Consider the following 21677-nt stretch of genomic DNA (forward strand, 5'->3'; position numbering starts at 1 on the left):
TTACATAAATCCTGTTGTTATATTTAAATTTAATATTGCATTAAATATCTTTAATATAAAAATTCTTATTGGAGATATAATATATTGCAGAACATTTGTAAATATTAAAACAAGTATTATTAAAAAATAATATTTCTCTGTTGCTTCATACTTTGCTGCTTTATCTCTTGGTAAAAAATTCCAAATAATTCTTGCACCATCCATTGGCATAATAGGCAGCAGGTTAAATATACATAATGCAATATTGATTACAACTGAGTAAAATGTCATAATATACAAAGGCTTAAAAATATCTATAGGAATATTAAAATTGACATCTGCAAAATCTAATATTTTTAATACAACAGCAGATAAAAATGCAGTTATAAGGTTTGCTAATGGTCCTGCTGCTGAAACTATTGCTACACCATACTTATGGCGAAGATTATAATAATTAACAGGCACAGGTTTTGCCCAGCCTATTATTCTTGTAAGAAGTAACACTAAAAGACCTACTGGGTCAATATGTGCTATTGGATTTAATGTAAGTCTGCCTGCATTTTTAGCTGTATTATCACCTAATTTATATGCAGCATAGCCATGCATTACTTCATGTATTGTTACAGCAAACATAAATGGCACAACTGATAATGCTGCCTTTATCATAAAGTCACTCAAATTAAAATGTTCAAACATTTATCCCTCAAAAAAATATTTTGCTTTAAATAATTGTATTAAATTAATATCTTCTATATAAGTTACTTTTATATTTTCGTAATTAGAAAGCACCGCTTCAACAGGTATTCCTGCATATTCGCATGCAGAAGCTTCATCAGTTACTGTAATATTACTTTCTAATGCAGTTTGTATGGAATTTAATATTATATCTTTTTTAAAAACCTGTGGAGTGTGTGCTAAAAAAAGATTATCTCTTGAAACTGTATTTTCTATAATATTTACATTTATTTTTTTTACAGTATCTCTTACAGGAATACCGCATATTGCTGCATTTGTCTGATATGCTTTATCTATAGTATTTTTTATTACATGACTGCTGACAAAAGGACGAACACTATCATGAACTGCTGCAAAGCTGCAGTTTGATTTTAATAAACAGTTTAACACAGTATTTGCCCTTTCCTTTCCGCCTGCAGCATATATATGGGGTATATCAAGGTTTAAATCAGCTGTTACATTATCCATAAACTTAATATCATCTTGATTTAAACCAATTATAAGCTCATCAAAACTATATGAAGTTATAAGCCTTTTAATAGTCCAGTATATTAATGGCTTTCCATCTATTTCAGTAAACTGCTTTTTAATGTTTCCAGAAAACCTTTTACCAACACCAGCTGCAGGAATAATTAAAGATATACTCACGCTTTTACCTTAGTAAAAATAATTCTGCCTGACTCTGTTTGAAGTAATGATGTTGCTTCCACTTTTAATGTTTCACCAAGTCGTTTTTTACCATTTTCCACAACAACCATTGTGCCATCATCAAGGTATCCTACACCTTGAGATGGGTCTTTACCTTCTTTTGCAATAGTAATAATTAAATCCTCACCAGGAAGAATAGTTTGTCTTAAAGCAATAGCCAGATTGTTTAAATTTAAAACTTTTATATTCTGTATTTCTGCTACTTTCATTAAATTAAAATCTGTAGTAATAATAGCTGCATATATTTTCATACTTAAAGCAAGTAATTTTTCATCTACCGTGCCTATATCATCAAAAGATGTATTATCTATTTCAACTTTAACATTTGTCTGTTCCTGCAGTCTTTTCAATACATTTAAGCCACGCCTGCCTTTCTGTCTTCTTAAATGGTCATGTGAGTCTGCAATATTTTGAAGTTCCTTTAAAACAAACCCTGGGATAACAAGACTTCCTTCCATAAAACCACAGTCTACTATATTTGCTATTCTACCATCTATTAATGTAGATGTATCAAGAACTTTTGGCTGAGAACCTAATTTTATTTTAGTAGAATTATGCTTTAATGCAACATTTGTAATTAATGATTCAAAAAACTTATGATTTTTATTTCCAATAATAATACCAGCATACAGAAAAAGAAAAAGAACTATTAAGTTAATTTCTTTCTGCTGAAACACTGACTGAAATGACTGGATAAGCAAAAAACCAAGCACTAAGAATGCTATACCTATAAGCAGTGAAGAAATAATACGATAGCTTTTAATACCGCCTAATAATAAGTCTAAAAGTAAAATACATAATACAGTTACTCCTGAATAAAGAAATGCCATATACATACTTATATCCATACTTTGTCTGAATATAATATATACTGCAAAAATTGCTATTGAATAAACTATTCTAAATAAAATCATAAGAACCTCATATTAAATAAATAAAAGGCCGCACAATATTTTGAAGTATCATACCGCCAAAATAAAAACCAATCATAGCAATAAGTGCTGAAAAATCAATAATGCCAATAGGTGGTATTATGCGTCTTAATGGTTCAAGCACAGGCTCAGTTATAGTATATACTAACTGAACAATGATATTTCTAGGGTCTGGGCTGACCCATGATATTAATGCTCTGAATGCAATTACAAAACTCATATAATATAATAAACCAAATATTTTATATGCACTAGAAGCAAATGCAGAAATAAAAACATTTGCCACATTACCAATGGACTGATATATGATAAGATTAAAAATAGTATTAATAACAGCAGTTAAGCATACAGTTAAAAGATAGACAACAATAATAGCTGGAATAATAATTTTACCACTGTTTATTGGAATAAAAAGTCTTGTCATTTTTACCCATGGCAGTCCTAATCTAAAAAATAATGCAATAAATCCTCCGCCAATAGGTCTGTTGCCAAAACTGCCAAATATCATAGAAACTATATAAAAAAGCATAAAAAAATGTGCATAATTAATCAAAGCTGACAGTAATTTAGTTTGAAATTCTACAGCAGTAGATGAAATAGAATATAATAATGATGTGATTATTATAATAGCAGTAATTAATAAAGGAATAAATTTTTCATTATTTTTTGGAAGCAGTGGATTAACTGCTTTTGCAAGAACTTTTCCTAATGGATTAAATATCAGTTCCTGCTTTGTGGTAACAAATCTAAATAAAAGTATAACTATATAACACTTTGCTAAAAAAAGTATAAAAGCCATTTATCTCTCCACACAACTATATTGCTTTTTATAATGAACTAAAAATAAAAAAAATTCAATATCTTTAAGTTATTTTTAAACTCTTTCTCCAAAAATACTGGTGCCTACTCTTACAAGTGTAGCACCACACATAACAGCTTCTTTAAAATCATGACTCATACCCATAGATAATATATTAAAAGTATCATTTTTATACTTATAAAATAGTGCTGCTGCCTGTTTAAAATAAGGTATATTTTTAGTTACATCTTCTTCATAAGGCGGCATAAACATTAAACCTTTTAATGTAATATTTTTATAATCTAATGCACTTTTTATAATATCATCAAGCAAAACTGGGTCTATACCATTTTTCTGCATTTCATAAGCTATGTTTATTTGTATTAAGATATTTTGTTTCTTATTAAGTTCATGAGCATATTTATCTATTAATGGTAATACATCAAGTCTATCTACAGAATGAATTAAGGAAAAATATTCTACTATTTTTTTCAGCTTATTTGTCTGCACCTTTCCTATAAAATGAAACTCTAAGTCATTGTATTTACTGGATAAATATTCTATTTTAGGAACTGCTTCCTGCACTTTGCTTTCACCAAACATTTTAACATTATTCAATGCAAGCTCTGTCATTTTTTCTACACATTGTGTTTTTGATACTGCAAGTATATCTACATGATGATTTGCCTGCTTTGATACTTCTTTTACACTATTTAATATTTCATTATAATTTTCTATAACACTCACTGTCTTACTGCTCTTTGTATAGTTGTAACCATGCGGCCAGTTTTTCCATTTTCTAATCTATATGAGTAAAAGCCTTTACTACAGCATGAAGAATATTTACTTATTTCTATATTATCAATACTTAATCCATTATAAATTAAAGCATTAGATGCAAGTTTTTTCATATTTAGTAAATACTGTCCCTGCACTTTTTCTGTTAATGCCGAAGCTGGATTATATGCAGGGTTTAACTGATTTACTAAATCATCACGAACTTCATAACATTGTTCACATATTCCTGCACCAATATAAGCATAAACTGGCATATCATCATATTTTTTAAAAAGTTTAAAAGCATTATCAATAATACCAGCATTTAAACTTCTCCAGCCACAGTGAAGTGACGAAATACATTTATTTCCTGCAAGCATTACAGGCAGACAATCTGCTGTAATCACACCTAATGGCAGATTATTTTCATAAGTGAATAAACCATCTGCTTTTGAAAACATAATATCTGCAGCATTTTCTTTATTTACTTCTAAAACAGTATTACAATGAATCTGATTTAAAGTAACGATATTATATGTTTTTGTAATATTTTGATAATAATAGTAATTTTTTATTACAGCAGTAATATCATCTCCTGTAAAATATCCCATATTTAAGCTGTTATATGGAGCACTGGAAAAACCACCATAACGAGTAGATGTTTTGATTTCTATCCCTATTGGTGCATTTTCTGCTGTAATGTATGATTTAGTTTTACTAATATCCATAATTTATTTTACACCTGTTAGACATTTATTTAATCCATTTTGGTATTTTTTTTCACTTGTTTCAAATACTCCATCACCATATATGATAACAGTTTTTATTCCGGATGGTGAATATTTTGCATCATTATTATATACTGTATATGTTTTATCTGCTTGTTTTATTACTCCCATAATGCGTATATCCATTTTCATACCTTCTGTATGAAAGTAATGAGTTTTAGCCTTATCATCTTTTTCTATAAAAAGCATACCGTCTTTTATAAATGTCTCATCTGTAAAATTAAGCATACCACATATTTTTTGTTCATCAGTATAAGCAATATATACATTCATCTTACATGAGCCTATTATGATATTATCTTCATAAAAAGTTACCTTAGAGCAGTTTGGCATTTTTGAAATAAAAATCTGTGCATAGCTTTGTGTTGAAATAAATAAGCATATTATTAAAGAAAATAATATTTTATACATACATCACCATTACTAAAATCTATAAGAATAATAAATACCAATAGAATGCTCTCCTTCCTGAGCACTTCTTGTATTCAACTCTAAATAATTTGTATTATGCTTATATGAATAAGCAAGATAAAAACCTTTATACCCTACTTTAAAAGTATTTTTCCACTGAATAGAATAATCTGTTTCATTTTCAATATTTCCGCTTGTGCTTGGAGCAAAAATATACTTAAACCAGCTTGAATATACAATCTCTATACCAGAAGAAAAAGTATATACAGGTACTTCATAAATAATATTTAATAAAAATCCATCAAAAGAATTTTCATTTCTGCCATAATATGCCTGATTATACCTTGCATAAAGATTTATTTTTAAATATGATAGTATTGGAATATTAAAATCAATACCAAATCCCATATAATGCTGCAGTAAATCATCAGAATCAAAAGTAAAGTTATAAGCAATTAAAAAATCTTTAAAAATATTTCTGCCACTTAGCTTCTGACCTGCCAGTGCTAAAAGTGATATTCTAGGATTTATCTCACCAAAAAGATAGTTATTGATTTCTCCAAATACATAAGGTTTATCATTATATATATAAAATATATCATGAATATCAATATATCCAGAAAAATCAAAATAATCATATCGTAGATTAAGCCCTAAGGTAGTAACAGTATCTGGCTTAGATTCTTCATAAGGTCTGATAGAATTAAATTTATAATCCATAGATATATCAGCACTACCATAAAAATCTTTATTAGAAAAATGATTTTTAGTATTATTATTAAACATATTATTTTGTGCAAAAACAACACAAGGCAGTATTATTAATATAACAATAATAATTATTTGTTTCATAATTATGCAATAGATTAAATTATTAATCTATTTTAAATTCACCATTTAAAACTTTCGCTTTTAACTCTCGTTTTAAAACTTTACCAGTTGCTGTGAGTGGCAGCTCATTAACTATAACAATATGTTTTGGTGTTTTAAATGATGCTAAGCATTCTTTTAAATGTGCTTTTATATCTGATACAGTAAGATTTGAGTTTTCATTTTTCATAACATAAGCAAGTATCATTTCATCTCTACCTTCTATAGGAACACCAATTACTGCAACTGCTTCAACTCCATCTAACTGTTTAATAATATCTTCCACTTCTCTTGGGTATACATTCATACCTTTTGAAATAATTAAATCTTTTTTCCTGTCAACTATATATATAAAACCATCTTCATCAAGTTTAGCAAAATCACCAGTAAAAAGCCAGCCATTGCGTATAGCATCATCTGTTGCTTTTGGCATATGATAATAGCCTTTCATAACATTGCCTCCTTTTACAATCAATTCACCAACTTCACCAACAGGCACTTCATTTTCTTCTTCATCTACTATTTTAACCTGTATACCTGGCATTGGTTTACCAACACTATCTGCTCTGTGATATTCCACAGTATTAACAGCAACAACAGGTGATGCTTCAGAAAGTCCATATCCTTCAACAATAGGGACACCAAATTTTTTCTCAAAAGCATCAAGTGTATCAGAAGAAATCGGTGCTCCACCTGAAATATGCAGCTGAATTGGATAAAAAAACTTAATAAACCATTTTGGCATTTGTGCTTTTATTAAAGCCTGATAAACCTGCGGCACACCAACCATTACTTTAGGTCTTTTAAATATTAAAGTCTGTCTGAATTTTTTAGTTTTAAGCTCCATAACTGATGCAAACATAATAATACTGCAGCCTATATACATAGGATATAAAACTGATGTCATAAGAGTATATGAATGAAATATTGGCAAAAATAAAAGAAATTTTTTAGATGACTGCCATTTTAATGCACCATCTATAGATTCTGCATCATTTAACATATTGCCATGGCTTAACATTGCACCCTTTGGGTGACCTGTTGTTCCTGAGGTATAAACAAAAAAAGCTAAGTCATCATAACCAAAGTTATATTCTAACGGCTCATCAGAAAATGGGGCAGATGCTTCTGTAACATTAATTGAATTACAGTTGATTTTTTCCCAGCTTAAAATATCTTCTAAAGAAGAAACATTATCTTTTAAATAGTTTGCATACTCTGCATATTTTTCAGATAAAAATACATATTTTGTATAACTGTCATTTAAAATATAAGCAAATTCACTTTCTCTAAGCATATTATTTACTGGAATAGCAACAGCTCCAGTCTTAAAAATAGTAACAAGAGATATAATATAATGAGCTGAATTTTCCATAATTACAGCTACTTTATCGCCTTTTTTTAAGCCTTTTTCTTTCAGCATACGAGCAGCTTTATTTGCAATTTTTTCCACCTGCATGTATGTATAAACTTTATCTTCAAAATATACAAGGGGTTTATTTTTCCAGCGTTTTGCTTGAATTGTCATCATTTCGCCAAGATTAGGATATCTCATAATAACAACCTCTTTATTTTTATAGTAAAACTAAACTAATTATATAATTACAAGTCCATATTTTTCTAAAACACAGGCTTCTGCATATATTGGAACATTCATTCTTAAACCTACTGCAATAGCATCTGATGGTCTGCAGTCTATAACTTTTTCTTCTCCATTTACATTAAAGAACATTTTAGCATAAAATATATCTTGACTGCAACCATCTATTAATATCTTTGTTAAAACTATGCTGTCTGAAAGATTTAATATAGAGCTTATTAAATCATAAGTCATAGGACGTGGTGGTTTAATAGATTCTTTCCATGAAGCCACTGTTTCCCCTTCTCTTTCTCCTACATATATATGTAAATATCGTTCTTGATTATCCTGCAAAAGCATTAAATATCTTGACTGAACAGGCTCTTTAATTATGCGTTTAAAAAATAGACGAATTAACATATTATACCTCTATACCATACATACAGTTTCTTTTTGCAGTATCAATTAATACATTTACTATGCTTCCATATTCTAACTTATTTTTAGATGAAAAAGCAACCTTTCTATTATATATATTTAATCCATAATATGAATATTCTTTTGTTTCATCAATATCTGTAACTAAAACTTGAGTAGTAATCCCTTTCATTTCAGTAAGTTTTTTATCATAAAGGCTGTCCTGAAATGTAAAAAGAGTATTTAACCTTTCAGATTTCACATTTGCAGGAACATTATCTTCAATATCAAATGCTTTTGTGCCAGGGCGTGGAGAATAATTAAATGCAAATATTCTGTCATACCCTATTTCTTCTACTGCTTTTAATGTAGCATTAAAATCTTCATCTGTTTCATTTGGAAAACCTATGATAAAATCTGATGAAAACTCTATGTCAGGCATAATTTTCCGTGCCAGTTCTATTTTTTCTTTATAATCTTCATAAGTATATTTTCTATTCATAGCTTTAAGAATAATATTAGAGCCTGATTGTAAAGGCAAATGAAGATAACGGTATACTTTTTCGTTTTCAGCCATTGCATTAATCATATTGATAGAAAAATCTTTAGGGTGTGATGTTACAAACCTTATTCTTTCTAAACCATCTATTTTATTTACCATTGATAAAAGTTTAGGAAAATTAATATCTTCTGATAAATTTTTACCATAAGAATTAACATTCTGTCCTAAAAGACATACTTCTTTTGCACCTTTATCAATAAGTGATTTTATTTCATTTAAGATTTCTGTAGAAGGTCTTGAAACTTCTCTGCCGCGAACATAAGGAACAATACAGTAACTGCAAAAATTATTGCAGCCCTTCATTATAGTAACATTTGCAGCAATTTTATCTTTCCTGTTGAAATTTGAAATAGAAAAAGATGAACTATCTATATATGTATCTGCAAATCTTTCACCATTTATTGCTCTTTCTATAATATTATCAATATGGGATATAGCATCTGTACCCATAACAAAATTAACTACTTTATTATTTTTTAGAAATTTATTGCCTTCCTGTTGAGCAACACAACCAGAGATACCAACTATTATATTAGGATTTTTCTCTTTTAAAAGTCTGATTTGACCTAAATAGCTTAATATTTTAACCTGTGGTTTTTCTCTTACACTGCATGTATTTAATACAATAAAATCAGAATCATTTACTTTATCTGAAGGAATATACCCTTTTGCTTCTAAAGCTGCTGCAATTCTTTCAGTATCATACTCATTCATAGCACAACCAAATGTGTATATAAAATAATGTTTTGTAGTCATAAATATCCTTATAAGTTTATTTTAATAGGCACCTTTTTTTTGAAAAACAGCACCTGGAGTTTTAAACAATATTACAATATCAAGCCATATTGACCAGTTTAATACATACCATGAATCTTTTGCTACACGCATTTCATAGTTTAATTCATTTCTTCCGCTTATCTGCCAAAGCCCAGTAATACCAGGATGCACCATATAGTAATATGATGATAATTCTTTATAATATTTATCTAATTCATCCTGTAAAACAGGTCTTGGACCTACAAAACTCATTTCCCCTTTTAAAACATTAAATATCTGGGGCAATTCATCAAGTGATGATTTTCTTAAAAATCTGCCTACTTTAGTGATTCTAGGGTCCTTTTTCAGTTTATAGTATGTATTCCATTCTTTTCTAATTTCTTCGTCATTAGCAAGTATTTCTTTTAACCTGACATCAGCATCTTGATACATAGAGCGGAATTTTAAAACTTTAAACTCTTTTCCATACCTTCCAACTCTTTTATGTCCATAAAAAACAGGCCCTTTGGATGTTGATTTAATTAAAACTGCTATAAAACCAATCAAAATAAGCAAAAATGGCAGCAGTATTATAGATAATATAATATCACACAACCTTTTTATAATACTATTCAGCAAAGATTTAAAATTATTATTAATTTGTATATAATTTAAGCCTGTATATAAAAGCTGAACAGCTTCTGTATTGGAAAATCCTATGCCTTGAGAATCTAGCACTATCAATAATTTATTTAAATTAATCTGCAGATTATTTAGTATCTTTTCAAAAGATTTGTCTACTTCATTTTTTATAACAACAGCAGAAGTTATATTATATTTTTTAATAATACTTTCAATATCAGAAATATGTCCTAAAATTTTTTGGCTGCCTGTATATTTGCAGTTATCTGTTAAAACTACACCTGCTGCATAAAAACATAAACCATTTTCATGAAGTATACTATGCTTTACATGGTCTAAATAATTAGAATATCCAATAATAACAATATTTTCTGCAAAAAATTTTCTGTTTAAAACTTTTGTTTTTAAAATATATCTGAATAATGTAACAAATATCATCAAATATACAAATAAAAAAATTAAAAAAAGTCTTGAAACAAAATTAGAAAGTTTGCCTAATGATACTATTGAAAATACAACAAGAAAAGTCATAAAACATGACAGCAGCAAGCGTCTGCTTTCATGCCAGAAAGGTTTTTTTAAAGTATATAAATTTCTATAAGCAAGCATTAATATAAATATAACAGGTATCCACCATAAACCAGTAGCTAAATATTCTAATAAAAAAGCAAACGGAGCAGCAGACATAAAGCTGTCAGTCAATATTCTTGTATTATATGCTAAAATTAAAGAAACAAAATATGCAGCAATATCTCCTGCTAATAATATAAGTATAAATATTATATTTTTAATATGCAGTTTACTATTGTTGTTATTCAAGATTTACTCCTAATGCTAAATCTATTTTTGATATAACACTTTCTACAGGTATACTATCCATACAGTCTGGTTTATCCATTGTGCATTTTTCATCACCATAAAGGTTTTGGCATCCAGAGCAGCCGTTAGAATATATGATATATACATTATCGCCAACAGGTGAATATCTTTTTTTATCTGTTGGACCATAAAGCCCTACTACCTTTTTACCTAGAAATACACCAGTGTGCAGAACTGATGTATCACATGATATAATAAGAGCAGCACTGGATATAAGTTTTATTTTATCTGCAAAATCAAGCCTGCCTACAAGAAAATCAATATCTGCACTGCTGCCTGCAAGCTCATTAAATGCTTCTGCTTCCTCTAAATTCTTTTTATCACCAATTAATGCTGCCCTGTATCCAAGTTTATTTAAATGCTCTACTATAATTTTCCAGTTACTTTGACTGTATTTTCTATTATTCTGCTCAATATTGTCTGCAAAAATATCAATTACTACAATCTTATCATCAGCAATTTCTGCTTGTTTTACTTCTATTTCATTCTTATTTACTTTTAAGCCAATAGATGAAAGTAAAAAAGAATAGTTTGCTGTTTCATGTATATCAAAAGAATAATCAGCCACTTTATCATAAGCAAAATGTCTGTGCTCTCCCTCTGTTTTAAACCCAATTTTATAAGATGCTTTTGCAGTCTGAGTCATTATTGCTTCAAAACGAGACCATGCCCCAAAATCTATCCATAAATCAAAATGACCTGCATTTTTTACTATTTTCATACTTTTTGATAAGTCATTGGAAAAAAGCCTTACTGTATTATCTATGCCTTCTATTTCTGAAGCAATATTAAAATTATCCTCACCAGTAAAATAAGTTATTTTTGCATTTGGATATGTTTTTTTTAATACTTTAACAGATGAAGATGTAAAAATAGTATCTCTTACAGAAGTAATTTTTAAAAGTGCTATTTTATTAACAACTTCAGGTTTGTATGCCTGACGAATGTTAGAAAACCCTGTTAATGTAAATAAAACAGGAAGACCTATAAGAGAATCTTTCTTTTTTAATACAGAATTATCAATAAGTTTTTTTAATTTCTGCTTACCAAAATTAAATTTCATTAAATAATATATCCGCCGCTTTTTTCTAAGATTTCAGCATATTTTAATGTTCCTGATTTAAGGCTTGTAAAAGGCTTATCATATCCAGCATTACGAAGTTTTGTAATATTGCTTTCTGTAAATGTTTGATATTTGCCTTTTAAGCTGTCAGGAAATGGTATATATTCCACTTTTGCATTTATATATTTTTCTTTTAAAGCATTAGCTATTTCACAAAAACTTTCTGCATGACCTGTTCCACAGTTAAAAATACCTGATTTATCAGGATTATCATAAAAGAACATGTTAACTGATACTACATCATCTACATATATAAAATCTCTTCTAAAATTTTCACTTCCTTCAAAAAGTTTCATAGGCTCATTATTCTTTATTTGATTAAACATATGAAAAGCAACTGATGCCATTTTACCTTTATGGTTTTCCTGCGGACCATATACATTAAAATATCTAAGTCCTACAACCTGACTTTCAATATCTGCAAAATGCTGGTTTAAATACCTGTCAAACTGATATTTACTGAAAGCATACACATTTAATGGATATTCGCATTTTTCTTCTTCAATAAATCCATTATCCCCATTACCATATACAGATGCACTTGATGCATAAAATAAACGAACATTATGTTTCTGGCATACATTAAAAGTATCTTTTGTGCATTCATAATTATTTTTCATCATATATTTGCCATCTGTTTCCATAGTGTTAGATGATGCACCTTGATGAAACACTGCTTTCACATTATTATTTGCAAGAAATTCTTTTATATTAAAATCAGTTTTATCTATATAATCATAAAATTTGATTTTATTTAAATTTTTATGTTTAGAAGCATTTGATAAATTATCAACTATTATTATTTTATCAATTCCTCTCTCATTTAATCCTTTAACAATATTTGAGCCTATAAATCCAGCTCCACCAGTTACAATTATCATATCAATGCTCCTATTTTAATTTATTAATAGTGGATGTTGTAGAATATCCTTGAACAAAATCTATAATTTTAACTCTGCCTGCATATTCTTTGCCAACAACATCTTCTTCTTTATAATCGCCGCCTTTCACTAATATATCAGGCATAATATTTTTGATTAAATTAAGTGGTGTATCTTCTTCAAAAAAAACTATGTAATCAACACATTCTAAAGCTTCTAAAACTACTGCCCTGTCCTGCTCATTATTAACAGGTCTTGCTGGACCTTTTAATCTTCTAACAGAATCATCACTGTTTAAACCTAAAACAAGAATATCACCTAATTCTTTTGCATGTTTTAAATAAGTAACATGTCCTCTGTGAATAATATCAAAACAGCCATTAGTAAAAACTATCTTTTTATTAAATGATTTTTCTCTTTTAATAATATCTGCAATATGATTGTAAGAAACAATTTTTGAGCTTCTAAAACCATTTAGAGAATAGTGAAGTTCGGATAAAGTAATTGGTGCAGTTCCAAGTTTTCCAACAACAACACCTGCTGCTGCATTTGCAAGATAAACTGCATCATCAATATTGAAATGTAATCCTAAAAATACTGCAATACTTGAAATAACTGTATCTCCAGCACCTGAAACATCAAAAACTTCCATTGCCTGAGTTGGAATTGTTTGTATATGGTCTTTACCAATTATTGTAATACCTTTTTCGCTTCTTGTAATTATAAGATATGTAAGATTATATTTTTCTCTAATCATTGTGCCGTATTTTATAACAGGTTCATCTTCATTTTCTATTTCACATCCACATACTTCGCTTAATTCTTTTACATTTGGAGTTACAAGATAAGCATTGCTGTATTTATCCCAGTTACTTCCTTTTGGGTCTATCAATACTTTTTTATTTTGAGAATTAGCTTTATCTATGATAAAAGAACAAATTTCTTTAGAGCATAAACCTTTGCCATAATCTGAAATAATAATTATATTATGCTTTTCAAGTTCATTTTCATATATAGATTTTATTTTATTATTTACATCTTCACTAAATGGATGAATATCTTCAAAATCAAGCCTTGCAATCTGCTGTTTGCTGCCTATTACTCTTAATTTAGAAATAGTTGGCATATCTGCATCAATAAAAAATGACTTAGCCTGAATACCATTAAATAAATTATATAAACGCATTCCTGCATCATCATCTTTCTTTGCTGCTCCTATTATAGTGCAGTCTGCTGTAAGCCCTTTTATGTTATTTACAACATTACCAGCACCACCAAGAGTATAGCTTTCTGATTTAACATTTATCACAGGAACAGGTGCTTCTGGTGAAATTCTTGATACACTTCCATAATAATATCTATCAAGCATCATATCGCCAACTATTAATACATTTGCCTTGCTAAAATTTAAATCTGATAATAATTTATTCATTTTTCTTTTCTACTTCCTTTAATTTTTTATTTAAACTTGCAGCTTTAATTTTTGCATCAATTTGATTTGGAGAATCACTACTTATTTGATTATACCAGTTTATGGCATCTCTTATTAAAAAAGCTGTTGGATTACTGTCCCTTTCTATTTCTGCCATTTTATCATTGCCTATCTGATAAGCAAGCTGGTCCATTAACTCTATAATTTTACTGCTTGGTTGTTTTATATATAATAAAGCATTATAAGCTCTTTCATATTCACCATTATTAGCAAGTTCTTTTGCTCTATTATAGTATCTTTCAGGCAGTTCTCTTTTAAGTCTTTCAGCATCTTTTAAAATCTGAGCCTGTAACTCTTCTGCTTTTTCATAAACTGGTGATGATGGAAAAATTTCATATACTAAAGTATTTGCTTTATCAAGTTTTTCTGCTGCATCAACATAATCACCTCTATCCATTGCACGCACTGCACTATTCCTGTATGACACTGCATTTTTCAATTTTGTATCGCTGTCCACTTGTGCAAAAAGCTGAGATTTATAAGCAATAATTTTTCTATTAGTTGGATTAAGCTCTAAAGCTTTTAAAATAGTATCATGAGCTTCATATATTTTACCTTCTGCCTCTAACTGTTTAGCCTGTTCATAAAGTTTATTTTCTTCACCAGTAAAATATTTATAACCGCTGAATGCTATACCACCCACTATTAGTAAAACTCCAACAGCAACTTTCCACATTATAAATTACCTCTGTTTACAGCTCTTTTTACCATACCAGATAAATCCACATCAGTAATTTTATTTAAATAATTATTATACTGAGCATCATTTCCAAGATAAAAATAAGCTATTGCCATATAAGCAGTATCTAACTGACTGCTTCCACTGCCGCCTAATTTGATTACTGCATTATAGTCTTTAAATTTCAACAGCGATTCATACATAGATGCTTTATCTGGGCATCTTTCAAATTTATTCAAAAACTTAATATTATATAACTTTTTGCCTATAATATATTTACTGTATTCGCAAAGCTTTAAAGTATCCTGAACAGTTAAGGTGCCTATAAACCATGAGATTTTTTCTTTATCTTCTTTTCTCATATAACATGCTAATTTTGTCTTATTAAAATCAGGACTTTTTGTGCCAAGACATTTATCCACTAAATCACAGTCAAAATTAATCATTTCTTTATTAGATGCTTCTATCATTCTGCAATATACTACTTTATCAAGCTTATAATCATTTTTTACTTCTTTTTTAAATGACTCAATATATTTCTTATAATCACCATTTTTCCATATATCATCAAGCACAAATGAAGTAAGTTCGCTGTCCTGATATATTTTATAAAGAGCATAAAACTCTGCTTTCATATTATTAGAGTAAAAATATTTACCATAAAAATTCATAAGTTTAGGTGTGCGTTTTTCTGCCTTTAAATTATCATAAGTAGAAAAAACAAGTTCCTTATCTTTATGCACTCTTTCTAACACAGTATACAGTGTTTCAGAAGATACATCAATTCTGCTTAAAAGATTAGTAATATCTTTATCAACTATACATGAACTTTTTGCATAAACTTCAAGATACTCATTTTTAGGACTTGTTAAAAGCAGATTTTTTGCTCCATTACAGTTTAATTTTGTTTCTATAAACATTTGGTCTTTAAGCATTTTTTGTCTATCAAACCTACTGTCTTTAAAATTTGCAAGCTGAGCAAAACTATATTGTGCAGCTTTATAGTTACCTTGCGACATATATACCTGATAAAGCAGATATGTTGCAAAACCTGCTTTTTGAGACTTATTTTCATATTTTAAATAATTTGCAAGACAATATTCAGCCACATCATACAAACCATCATCATAAGCTTTCAAACCTACAAAATAATCATCATTAAAACTCATATCTGGAGCTTTAATTGTTGTTTCAGCCTTTTTATTTTCTACATTATTTTTACTTTTATTATCAGCACTATATCCATTAAAAGCAAAAATCAGTATAGAAAAAACAGTAAATGTTATTTTATACATTTATCTACTACCTCAATAGGATGCATTACTTCTTTACTGCCTAAATGCTCCATTTGCATAGAACATGTAGGACATTCTGTAATACCTGCACTACATTGTGAAGCCATTAGCTTATCCACCATAGGTTTGCCTATTTTTATTGATAAATCATAGTTTTTAGCAGACATTCCCCAGCTTCCTGCCATACCACAGCAGCCGCTTTTTAAATCATCTACTTTTATCCCTTTAAGTTTTTTTAAAACATTTTGAGTGCTTGCAGGATTTTTTAACAGTTTTATATGGCATGGTATATGATAACCAAGGCTCATATTTTGTTCTAAAACTTCAACTTTATCTATATGTTTTTCAACTAAATCCATAATAAATATAGTTTTATCTCTAATTTTTTGAGTAATTTCATCATTTTGGTAATAAAGCCATTCTTTTGTTAAAGATAATGTGCAGCTTGAACAAGCAGAAACTATATAATCAACCTGATCTATTAAGCTGCCCCATTCTTTTAAATTCTTTTTGATTTGATTTCGTGTATCTTTTGCTAGTCCTTTTGATAAATGTGGAATACCGCAGCAGTGCTGATCAGGAGTTACTACTTTATAACCTAATTTTTTAAGAACATTTATTGTGCTTTCACCAATTTCAGGTTTAATGTAGGATGCATAGCATCCAGCAAAATACATTACAACTTTTTCTCCATTGCCTTCTGTTTGGTTTACTCGTTCATATAATGATTTAGATGCAAATTTTACAAATTTTCTGTTACTTGAAAGACCAGTTGTAATTTTAAGTATATTACGCATAAATTTTGGTGCCATTAATGCTGAAACTACAGGGCTTAATTTATGAGTAATTTTTCCTGCCATTTCAAAATTAGTAACTAATTTTGCATCCATTGAAACACCAAATTTTTTAGCATATCTTGATTTTGCTTCTAAGGCAAGTTTTGGTATATTCACTTTTGATGGACATTCTTTTGAGCAGCTTCCACAGTTTACACAGTGATTTATCACATACTGAAATGCTTCCTGATACATTGCTTCAGAATCTATTACATTACTTAAAAGCCCTCTTAAAATATTTGCCTTTGCTTTTGGTGCTGCTGCTTCATCTCTTAAAGCTTTATATACAGGACACATTCTGGTAGCATTTGTAACTGTTGTGCATTTTGAACAGCCATGACATTTTTCTGCTTCTAAAATAAAATCTTCTTCCCATACAAGCTGTTTATTTAATGCTTTATCACTTACACCATAATCAGCACCATATCTTAAATGTTTAGTCATTTGAGCAGGGTCACTTACAACTTTTATTTCAGGGTTAAATAATCCATCTGGGTCTAATATAGATTTTACTCTCAAAAATAAAGAATAAAGCTCTGTATTATACTGTTTATTAATATAGCATGAACGAATTCTTCCATCTCCATGTTCTCCAGATATTGTGCCATTTAATTTGTTTACAAGCTCAAATACTTCATCTGCTAATATTTTTAATAAGTTTATATCATAAGGGTCTTTTAAATCTAGTAAAGGTCTGTTATGTAAAAGACCTTTTGCAATATGACCATAACTTACAAAATCTACTTTATGTCTAGTAAATATTTCATAAAGTCCATCAAAATATTCAACTAATTTATCAGTAGGCACTGCTGCATCTTCTACTAATGCAAGAATTTTCTTTTTACCTTTTAATAAATACAATATAGGAACTGCAGCTTTTCTAACTGCCCAGTAGCTTGCTTTTTCTTCTTCACTTACTGCTGTAAATGTTTTAGAAGCATAGTTTTTCTCAGTTATTTCTTTTACTGTATCTTGGCAGTATTTACTTACTTCTTCTATGCTATCCCCTTCAAATTCAAACATTAATATATTATCAACATCTGTTGGAATCCTGCCTTCTAATGATGGTTCATGAGTAACTGCTAAATTTAAAAGAGATTTATCCATTATCTCTATACCAGCAGGCTCAAATTTTAAACCTACTTGAGCAGCTTTTGAGCTGTTTGTTTTATTATCAAAATATGCAATAACTAATGCATTATATGGTTTTTTACGGATTACTCTAAAAGTAAGCTTAGTAATAATACCAAGAGTGCCTTCAGAACCGCCAAACAATTTATGAAGTTTTAATGAGTTTTCATAAACAGCATCTCTTAATTCATAGCCGCATACATTGCATTTTATAGGTGGATAAGAACCATTTATAACATGCTGATTATTATTTAAAACACCATAAAGCTCTTTTAATTCAGGACTTAATTTACCAATATCAGTTTTTGCTATATTTGAAAAAGTATCTATATGCCCATCATGAAAAACTACTTCTGCATCAACTATATAATCTGCCACATTACCATACTTGACAGAATATCCACCACCAGCATTTGTGCCATACATTCCACCAAATGTTGCATATTCACCACTTGATGGAGCAGCAGGAAACCACATTGAACTGCCTTTTAAAAATGCTTCTAATTCTCCATATTTATACCCCGGCTCACAAGTAAAAGTGCCTTCTATATCACTTATTTTTTCATAACCTAGCATATTATTCATATATTTACAGAAATCAATAACTATGCCTCTGCCTATAGCTGCACCACATAAACCAGAACCTGCACCACGACTGTGAATGGAAATCTGATATTTATTTGCAAATTTTACTATTTCAACTACATCATCAGTAGATTTTGGATACACTATGCATGCAGGCTCTACTCTAAAAATACTTCCGTCAGTAGAGTGCATATATCTTCTTATTTTATCAGTATAAATATCGCCTGTTACTTTATTCTTTAATTCATCAAAAATATTTTCATTTGAATTACTCATATAATCCTCATATAAATTATTATATCTTTTTTTATTATATCAAATTTTAAAACAAATTTACAGCATAATTTTTATATTGTATAAAATATATTTTGTAAATAATTTTATACTTGATTTATGTAGATATTTCATAATATAAATATGACTGACAATATAAAAAAATAAGGTAATGTATGCAAAAATTTTCCCTAGTTATTACAGCAGGCGACCCAGCTGGAATTGGATATGAAGAAGTATGTAAATTTTTCTTAGATGATGAAAGTAAAAAATATGATATTGCATTAATTGGCCATAAATGGATTGTAGAAAAGACATATAAAAATATATTAAAAAAAGATATACCAGATCACTTAACAGTATTAGAACCTGATAATAATATATTTCACTATGAATATGGCAAAATAAGTGCAGAGTGTGGAAAAGCTGCAATTTCATATATTGATATGGCAGTTCAGGGTGCATTAAACGGTGATTTTGATGCTGTTATCACCTGCCCTATCAATAAGAAATCTATTAAAGATGCAGGATATAATTTTCCAGGTCATACAGAATATTTAGCTTATCTTTCAAATATAGATAATCAAGCCATGATGCTTGCAGGAAAATATGTAAAAACTATTCTAGCTACAACACATTATCCATTAAAAGATGTAGCATCCCATTTAGATGAAAATACTGTTATAAATGCAATAGAAAGTGCTTATGATGCAGGCAGGTATTTTGGCAGATTATCACCTAAAATTGCTGTATGCGGCTTAAACCCTCATGCTGGTGATAATGGAGCATTAGGTTATGAAGAACAGACTATTATTTTGCCAGCCATAGAAAAAAGCAGAAAAAATAATATAAATGTATATGGCCCATTTCCAGCTGATACTATATATACAAAAGCACAAGAATGGGACTTTATTATATCAATGTATCATGACCAGGGAATGATACCTGTGAAAATGGATGCCTTTGGAGAAGCTGTAAATATTACACTTAACCTGCCCTTTATCAGAACATCTGTTGACCACGGAACAGCTTTTGATATTGCAGGAAAAGGAATATGCTCTTATTCAAGTTTAATTAAAGCCGTAAATATGGCAAAAATGATGGTAGAATATGATAAATCTGTTAGAAGCATTTAAAAATGAAGATAGTTTTACAAAGAAAAAATTTGGTCAGCATTTTTTAACAAATAAAGCTATACTTGATAAAATTATAGAAGCTGCAAACATTACTGAAAATGATAATGTTATTGAAATAGGACCGGGATGTGGTGTTTTAACTCAGTTAATTACAGAAACAAAAGCTTCAACAATAGCTTTAGAAATAGATACTGAGCTTATGGAGTTTTTAAATAGATACCTTTTTTTTTATAAAAACTTAACAATTATTAATCAGGATGCTTCAACTGCTGATTATGATAAAATATATGAAGATAAACCTGTTATTATTATTGGCAACCTGCCATATAATGTATCAGTTAAAATATTTGAAAAAGCAGCAATGAGAAAAAATATTAAAAATATGGTATTTATGTTTCAAAAAGAAGTTGCAGACAGGATTATTGCAAAACCTAATTCAAAAGCATATTCTTCTCTTTCCGTTTTTACAAGTTATTTTTTTGATACAATAAAAATAAAAGATATAAGTGGTGCAAATTTTTGGCCTAATGCCAATGTAATGAGCACAGTTTTAAAATTTGTGCCAAAAAAAGAAAGAGAATTTACTGGTGAAAAAGAGCAGCAGTTTTTTAAATTTTTGCGTCATGCTTTCAGACAAAAAAGAAAAACTTTAAAAAATAATCTGCATGATATTGATGATATAAGCAGCTTGTTATCGCAGGCTGGTCTTATTAATACATCAAGAGCAGAAGAACTAACTCTTGAAAAATTTAAGGAATTATTTAATATAACTTATGAGAAACACACCTTTTAATCAACTAACATACACTGTTATAGACACAGAAACAACTGGATACAGCCCAAAGTATGCAAAAATGGTAGAAATAGCAGCAGTAAAAATATATCCTGATTATCAGATAGATTATAATGATACATTCTCTGCTTTAATTAATCCAGAAATTGATATTCCTTACAATGCTTATAAAATACATAGGATATCAAATGAAATGGTACAGGATAAACCACTTATCCATGAAGTGCTGCCATCTTTTTTATCTTTTGCTTCTAAAAGCATTATAGTAGGTCATAATATTAATTTTGATATGAGGTTTATTGAATATGAAGCTGCCTGCTGTTTGCTGGAGCTGCCATTTTCTTGCAGTATTGATACTTTAAAAATTGCTAAAAAAGCAGTGCCAGGACTTTCTGCTTATAAACTTGATAATCTTATTAATTACTTTAATATTAATATATCACTTCCAGAAAATGACAGACACAGAGCATTATTTGATGCAGTCAATACAGCAATCATATTAACAGAATGCTTTAAAATACTAGAAAAACAGGGAATTTGTAATATTTCTCATTTATAGGCTTGCAAAATATTAACTTTATCTGTATAAATAAAATCAATTTAAATCAAGGTGGTTTAT

The 21677-nt window shown here is 29.0% G+C and carries 21 protein-coding genes; 3 read left to right on the forward strand and 18 right to left on the reverse strand.

What is annotated here, in order from left to right; translation table 11 throughout:
• The 18 genes from N508_RS01445 to N508_RS01530 form a co-directional block, all read right to left on the reverse strand.
• Positions 1-675, reverse strand: a complete 675-nt coding sequence (locus N508_RS01445; protein WP_023276304.1) for a site-2 protease family protein — start codon at positions 673-675, stop codon at positions 1-3.
• Positions 676-1362, reverse strand: a complete 687-nt coding sequence (gene ispD, locus N508_RS01450) for a 2-C-methyl-D-erythritol 4-phosphate cytidylyltransferase (protein WP_023276305.1) — start codon at positions 1360-1362, stop codon at positions 676-678.
• Complete coding sequence (locus tag N508_RS01455) at positions 1359-2336, reverse strand: PIN/TRAM domain-containing protein (protein ID WP_023276306.1); 978 nt, start codon at positions 2334-2336, stop codon at positions 1359-1361. Before N508_RS01455 ends, ispD begins: the two co-directional genes overlap by 4 nt.
• A 7-nt stretch (positions 2337-2343) precedes the next feature.
• Positions 2344-3153 (reverse strand): YggT family protein, encoded by an 810-nt coding sequence (locus N508_RS01460; RefSeq protein ID WP_023276307.1) that lies wholly within the window; start codon positions 3151-3153, stop codon positions 2344-2346.
• A gap of 75 nt (positions 3154-3228) precedes the next feature.
• Positions 3229-3900: a YggS family pyridoxal phosphate-dependent enzyme gene (locus N508_RS01465; protein ID WP_023276308.1), complete on the reverse strand. Its 672-nt coding sequence runs from the start codon at positions 3898-3900 to the stop codon at positions 3229-3231.
• A complete protein-coding gene (locus N508_RS01470) occupies positions 3897-4658 on the reverse strand; it encodes a purine nucleoside phosphorylase YfiH/LACC1 family protein (protein WP_023276309.1) in 762 nt (253 codons plus the stop codon). The genes N508_RS01465 and N508_RS01470 overlap by 4 nt, the downstream gene beginning before the upstream one ends.
• 3 nt (positions 4659-4661) lie before the next feature.
• Positions 4662-5129 carry a hypothetical protein gene (locus tag N508_RS01475; protein ID WP_040637083.1) on the reverse strand — a complete coding sequence of 156 codons (468 nt, stop codon included), beginning with the start codon at positions 5127-5129 and terminating at the stop codon, positions 4662-4664.
• A gap of 12 nt (positions 5130-5141) precedes the next feature.
• Positions 5142-5981, reverse strand: coding sequence for an outer membrane protein OmpK (locus tag N508_RS01480; protein WP_023276311.1), 840 nt, complete (start codon positions 5979-5981; stop codon positions 5142-5144).
• Between the two features lie 22 nt (positions 5982-6003).
• A complete protein-coding gene (locus N508_RS01485; RefSeq protein ID WP_023276312.1) occupies positions 6004-7554 on the reverse strand; it encodes a long-chain-fatty-acid--CoA ligase in 1551 nt (516 codons plus the stop codon).
• Positions 7555-7593: 39 nt separating this feature from the next.
• Positions 7594-7998 carry a bifunctional nuclease family protein gene (locus N508_RS01490; protein ID WP_023276313.1) on the reverse strand — a complete coding sequence of 135 codons (405 nt, stop codon included), beginning with the start codon at positions 7996-7998 and terminating at the stop codon, positions 7594-7596.
• Position 7999: 1 nt separating this feature from the next.
• Complete coding sequence (miaB, locus tag N508_RS01495) at positions 8000-9313, reverse strand: tRNA (N6-isopentenyl adenosine(37)-C2)-methylthiotransferase MiaB (RefSeq protein WP_023276314.1); 1314 nt, start codon at positions 9311-9313, stop codon at positions 8000-8002.
• Positions 9314-9334: 21 nt separating this feature from the next.
• Complete coding sequence (gene wbaP / locus N508_RS01500) at positions 9335-10774, reverse strand: undecaprenyl-phosphate galactose phosphotransferase WbaP (protein WP_023276315.1); 1440 nt, start codon at positions 10772-10774, stop codon at positions 9335-9337.
• Entirely contained in the window at positions 10767-11897 is a 1131-nt protein-coding gene (locus tag N508_RS01505) for a glycosyltransferase family 9 protein (RefSeq protein ID WP_023276316.1), read from the reverse strand. Before N508_RS01505 ends, wbaP begins: the two co-directional genes overlap by 8 nt.
• A complete protein-coding gene (rfaD, locus tag N508_RS01510) occupies positions 11897-12838 on the reverse strand; it encodes an ADP-glyceromanno-heptose 6-epimerase (protein WP_023276317.1) in 942 nt (313 codons plus the stop codon). Before rfaD ends, N508_RS01505 begins: the two co-directional genes overlap by 1 nt.
• A gap of 10 nt (positions 12839-12848) precedes the next feature.
• Complete coding sequence (rfaE1, locus tag N508_RS01515) at positions 12849-14270, reverse strand: D-glycero-beta-D-manno-heptose-7-phosphate kinase (RefSeq protein WP_023276318.1); 1422 nt, start codon at positions 14268-14270, stop codon at positions 12849-12851.
• Positions 14263-15006 (reverse strand): hypothetical protein, encoded by a 744-nt coding sequence (locus N508_RS01520; protein WP_023276319.1) that lies wholly within the window; start codon positions 15004-15006, stop codon positions 14263-14265. The genes rfaE1 and N508_RS01520 overlap by 8 nt, the downstream gene beginning before the upstream one ends.
• Positions 15006-16304, reverse strand: coding sequence for a hypothetical protein (locus tag N508_RS01525; RefSeq protein WP_023276320.1), 1299 nt, complete (start codon positions 16302-16304; stop codon positions 15006-15008). Before N508_RS01525 ends, N508_RS01520 begins: the two co-directional genes overlap by 1 nt.
• On the reverse strand, positions 16292-19132 hold the full coding sequence (locus N508_RS01530; RefSeq protein WP_023276321.1) for an anaerobic glycerol-3-phosphate dehydrogenase subunit C: 2841 nt from the start codon (positions 19130-19132) through the stop codon (positions 16292-16294). Before N508_RS01530 ends, N508_RS01525 begins: the two co-directional genes overlap by 13 nt.
• A 173-nt stretch (positions 19133-19305) precedes the next feature.
• On the opposite strand from N508_RS01530, the gene pdxA reads away from it, so the two are divergent.
• Genes pdxA through N508_RS01545 form a run of 3 tightly spaced genes read left to right on the forward strand, consistent with a single transcriptional unit; the run spans position 19306 to position 21617 of the window.
• The gene (gene pdxA, locus N508_RS01535; RefSeq protein ID WP_023276322.1) at positions 19306-20265 is read left to right on the forward strand and encodes a 4-hydroxythreonine-4-phosphate dehydrogenase PdxA; all 960 of its coding nucleotides are present in this window, start codon (positions 19306-19308) and stop codon (positions 20263-20265) included.
• Positions 20240-21058: a 16S rRNA (adenine(1518)-N(6)/adenine(1519)-N(6))-dimethyltransferase RsmA gene (gene rsmA, locus N508_RS01540; protein ID WP_023276323.1), complete on the forward strand. Its 819-nt coding sequence runs from the start codon at positions 20240-20242 to the stop codon at positions 21056-21058. The genes pdxA and rsmA overlap by 26 nt, the downstream gene beginning before the upstream one ends.
• Positions 21039-21617 (forward strand): 3'-5' exonuclease, encoded by a 579-nt coding sequence (locus N508_RS01545; protein WP_023276324.1) that lies wholly within the window; start codon positions 21039-21041, stop codon positions 21615-21617. Before rsmA ends, N508_RS01545 begins: the two co-directional genes overlap by 20 nt.
• Positions 21618-21677: the final 60 nt, after the last annotated feature.

Origin of the sequence: Mucispirillum schaedleri ASF457 (assembly GCF_000487995.2) — a bacterium.
Lineage (GTDB): Bacteria > Chrysiogenota > Deferribacteres > Deferribacterales > Mucispirillaceae > Mucispirillum > Mucispirillum schaedleri.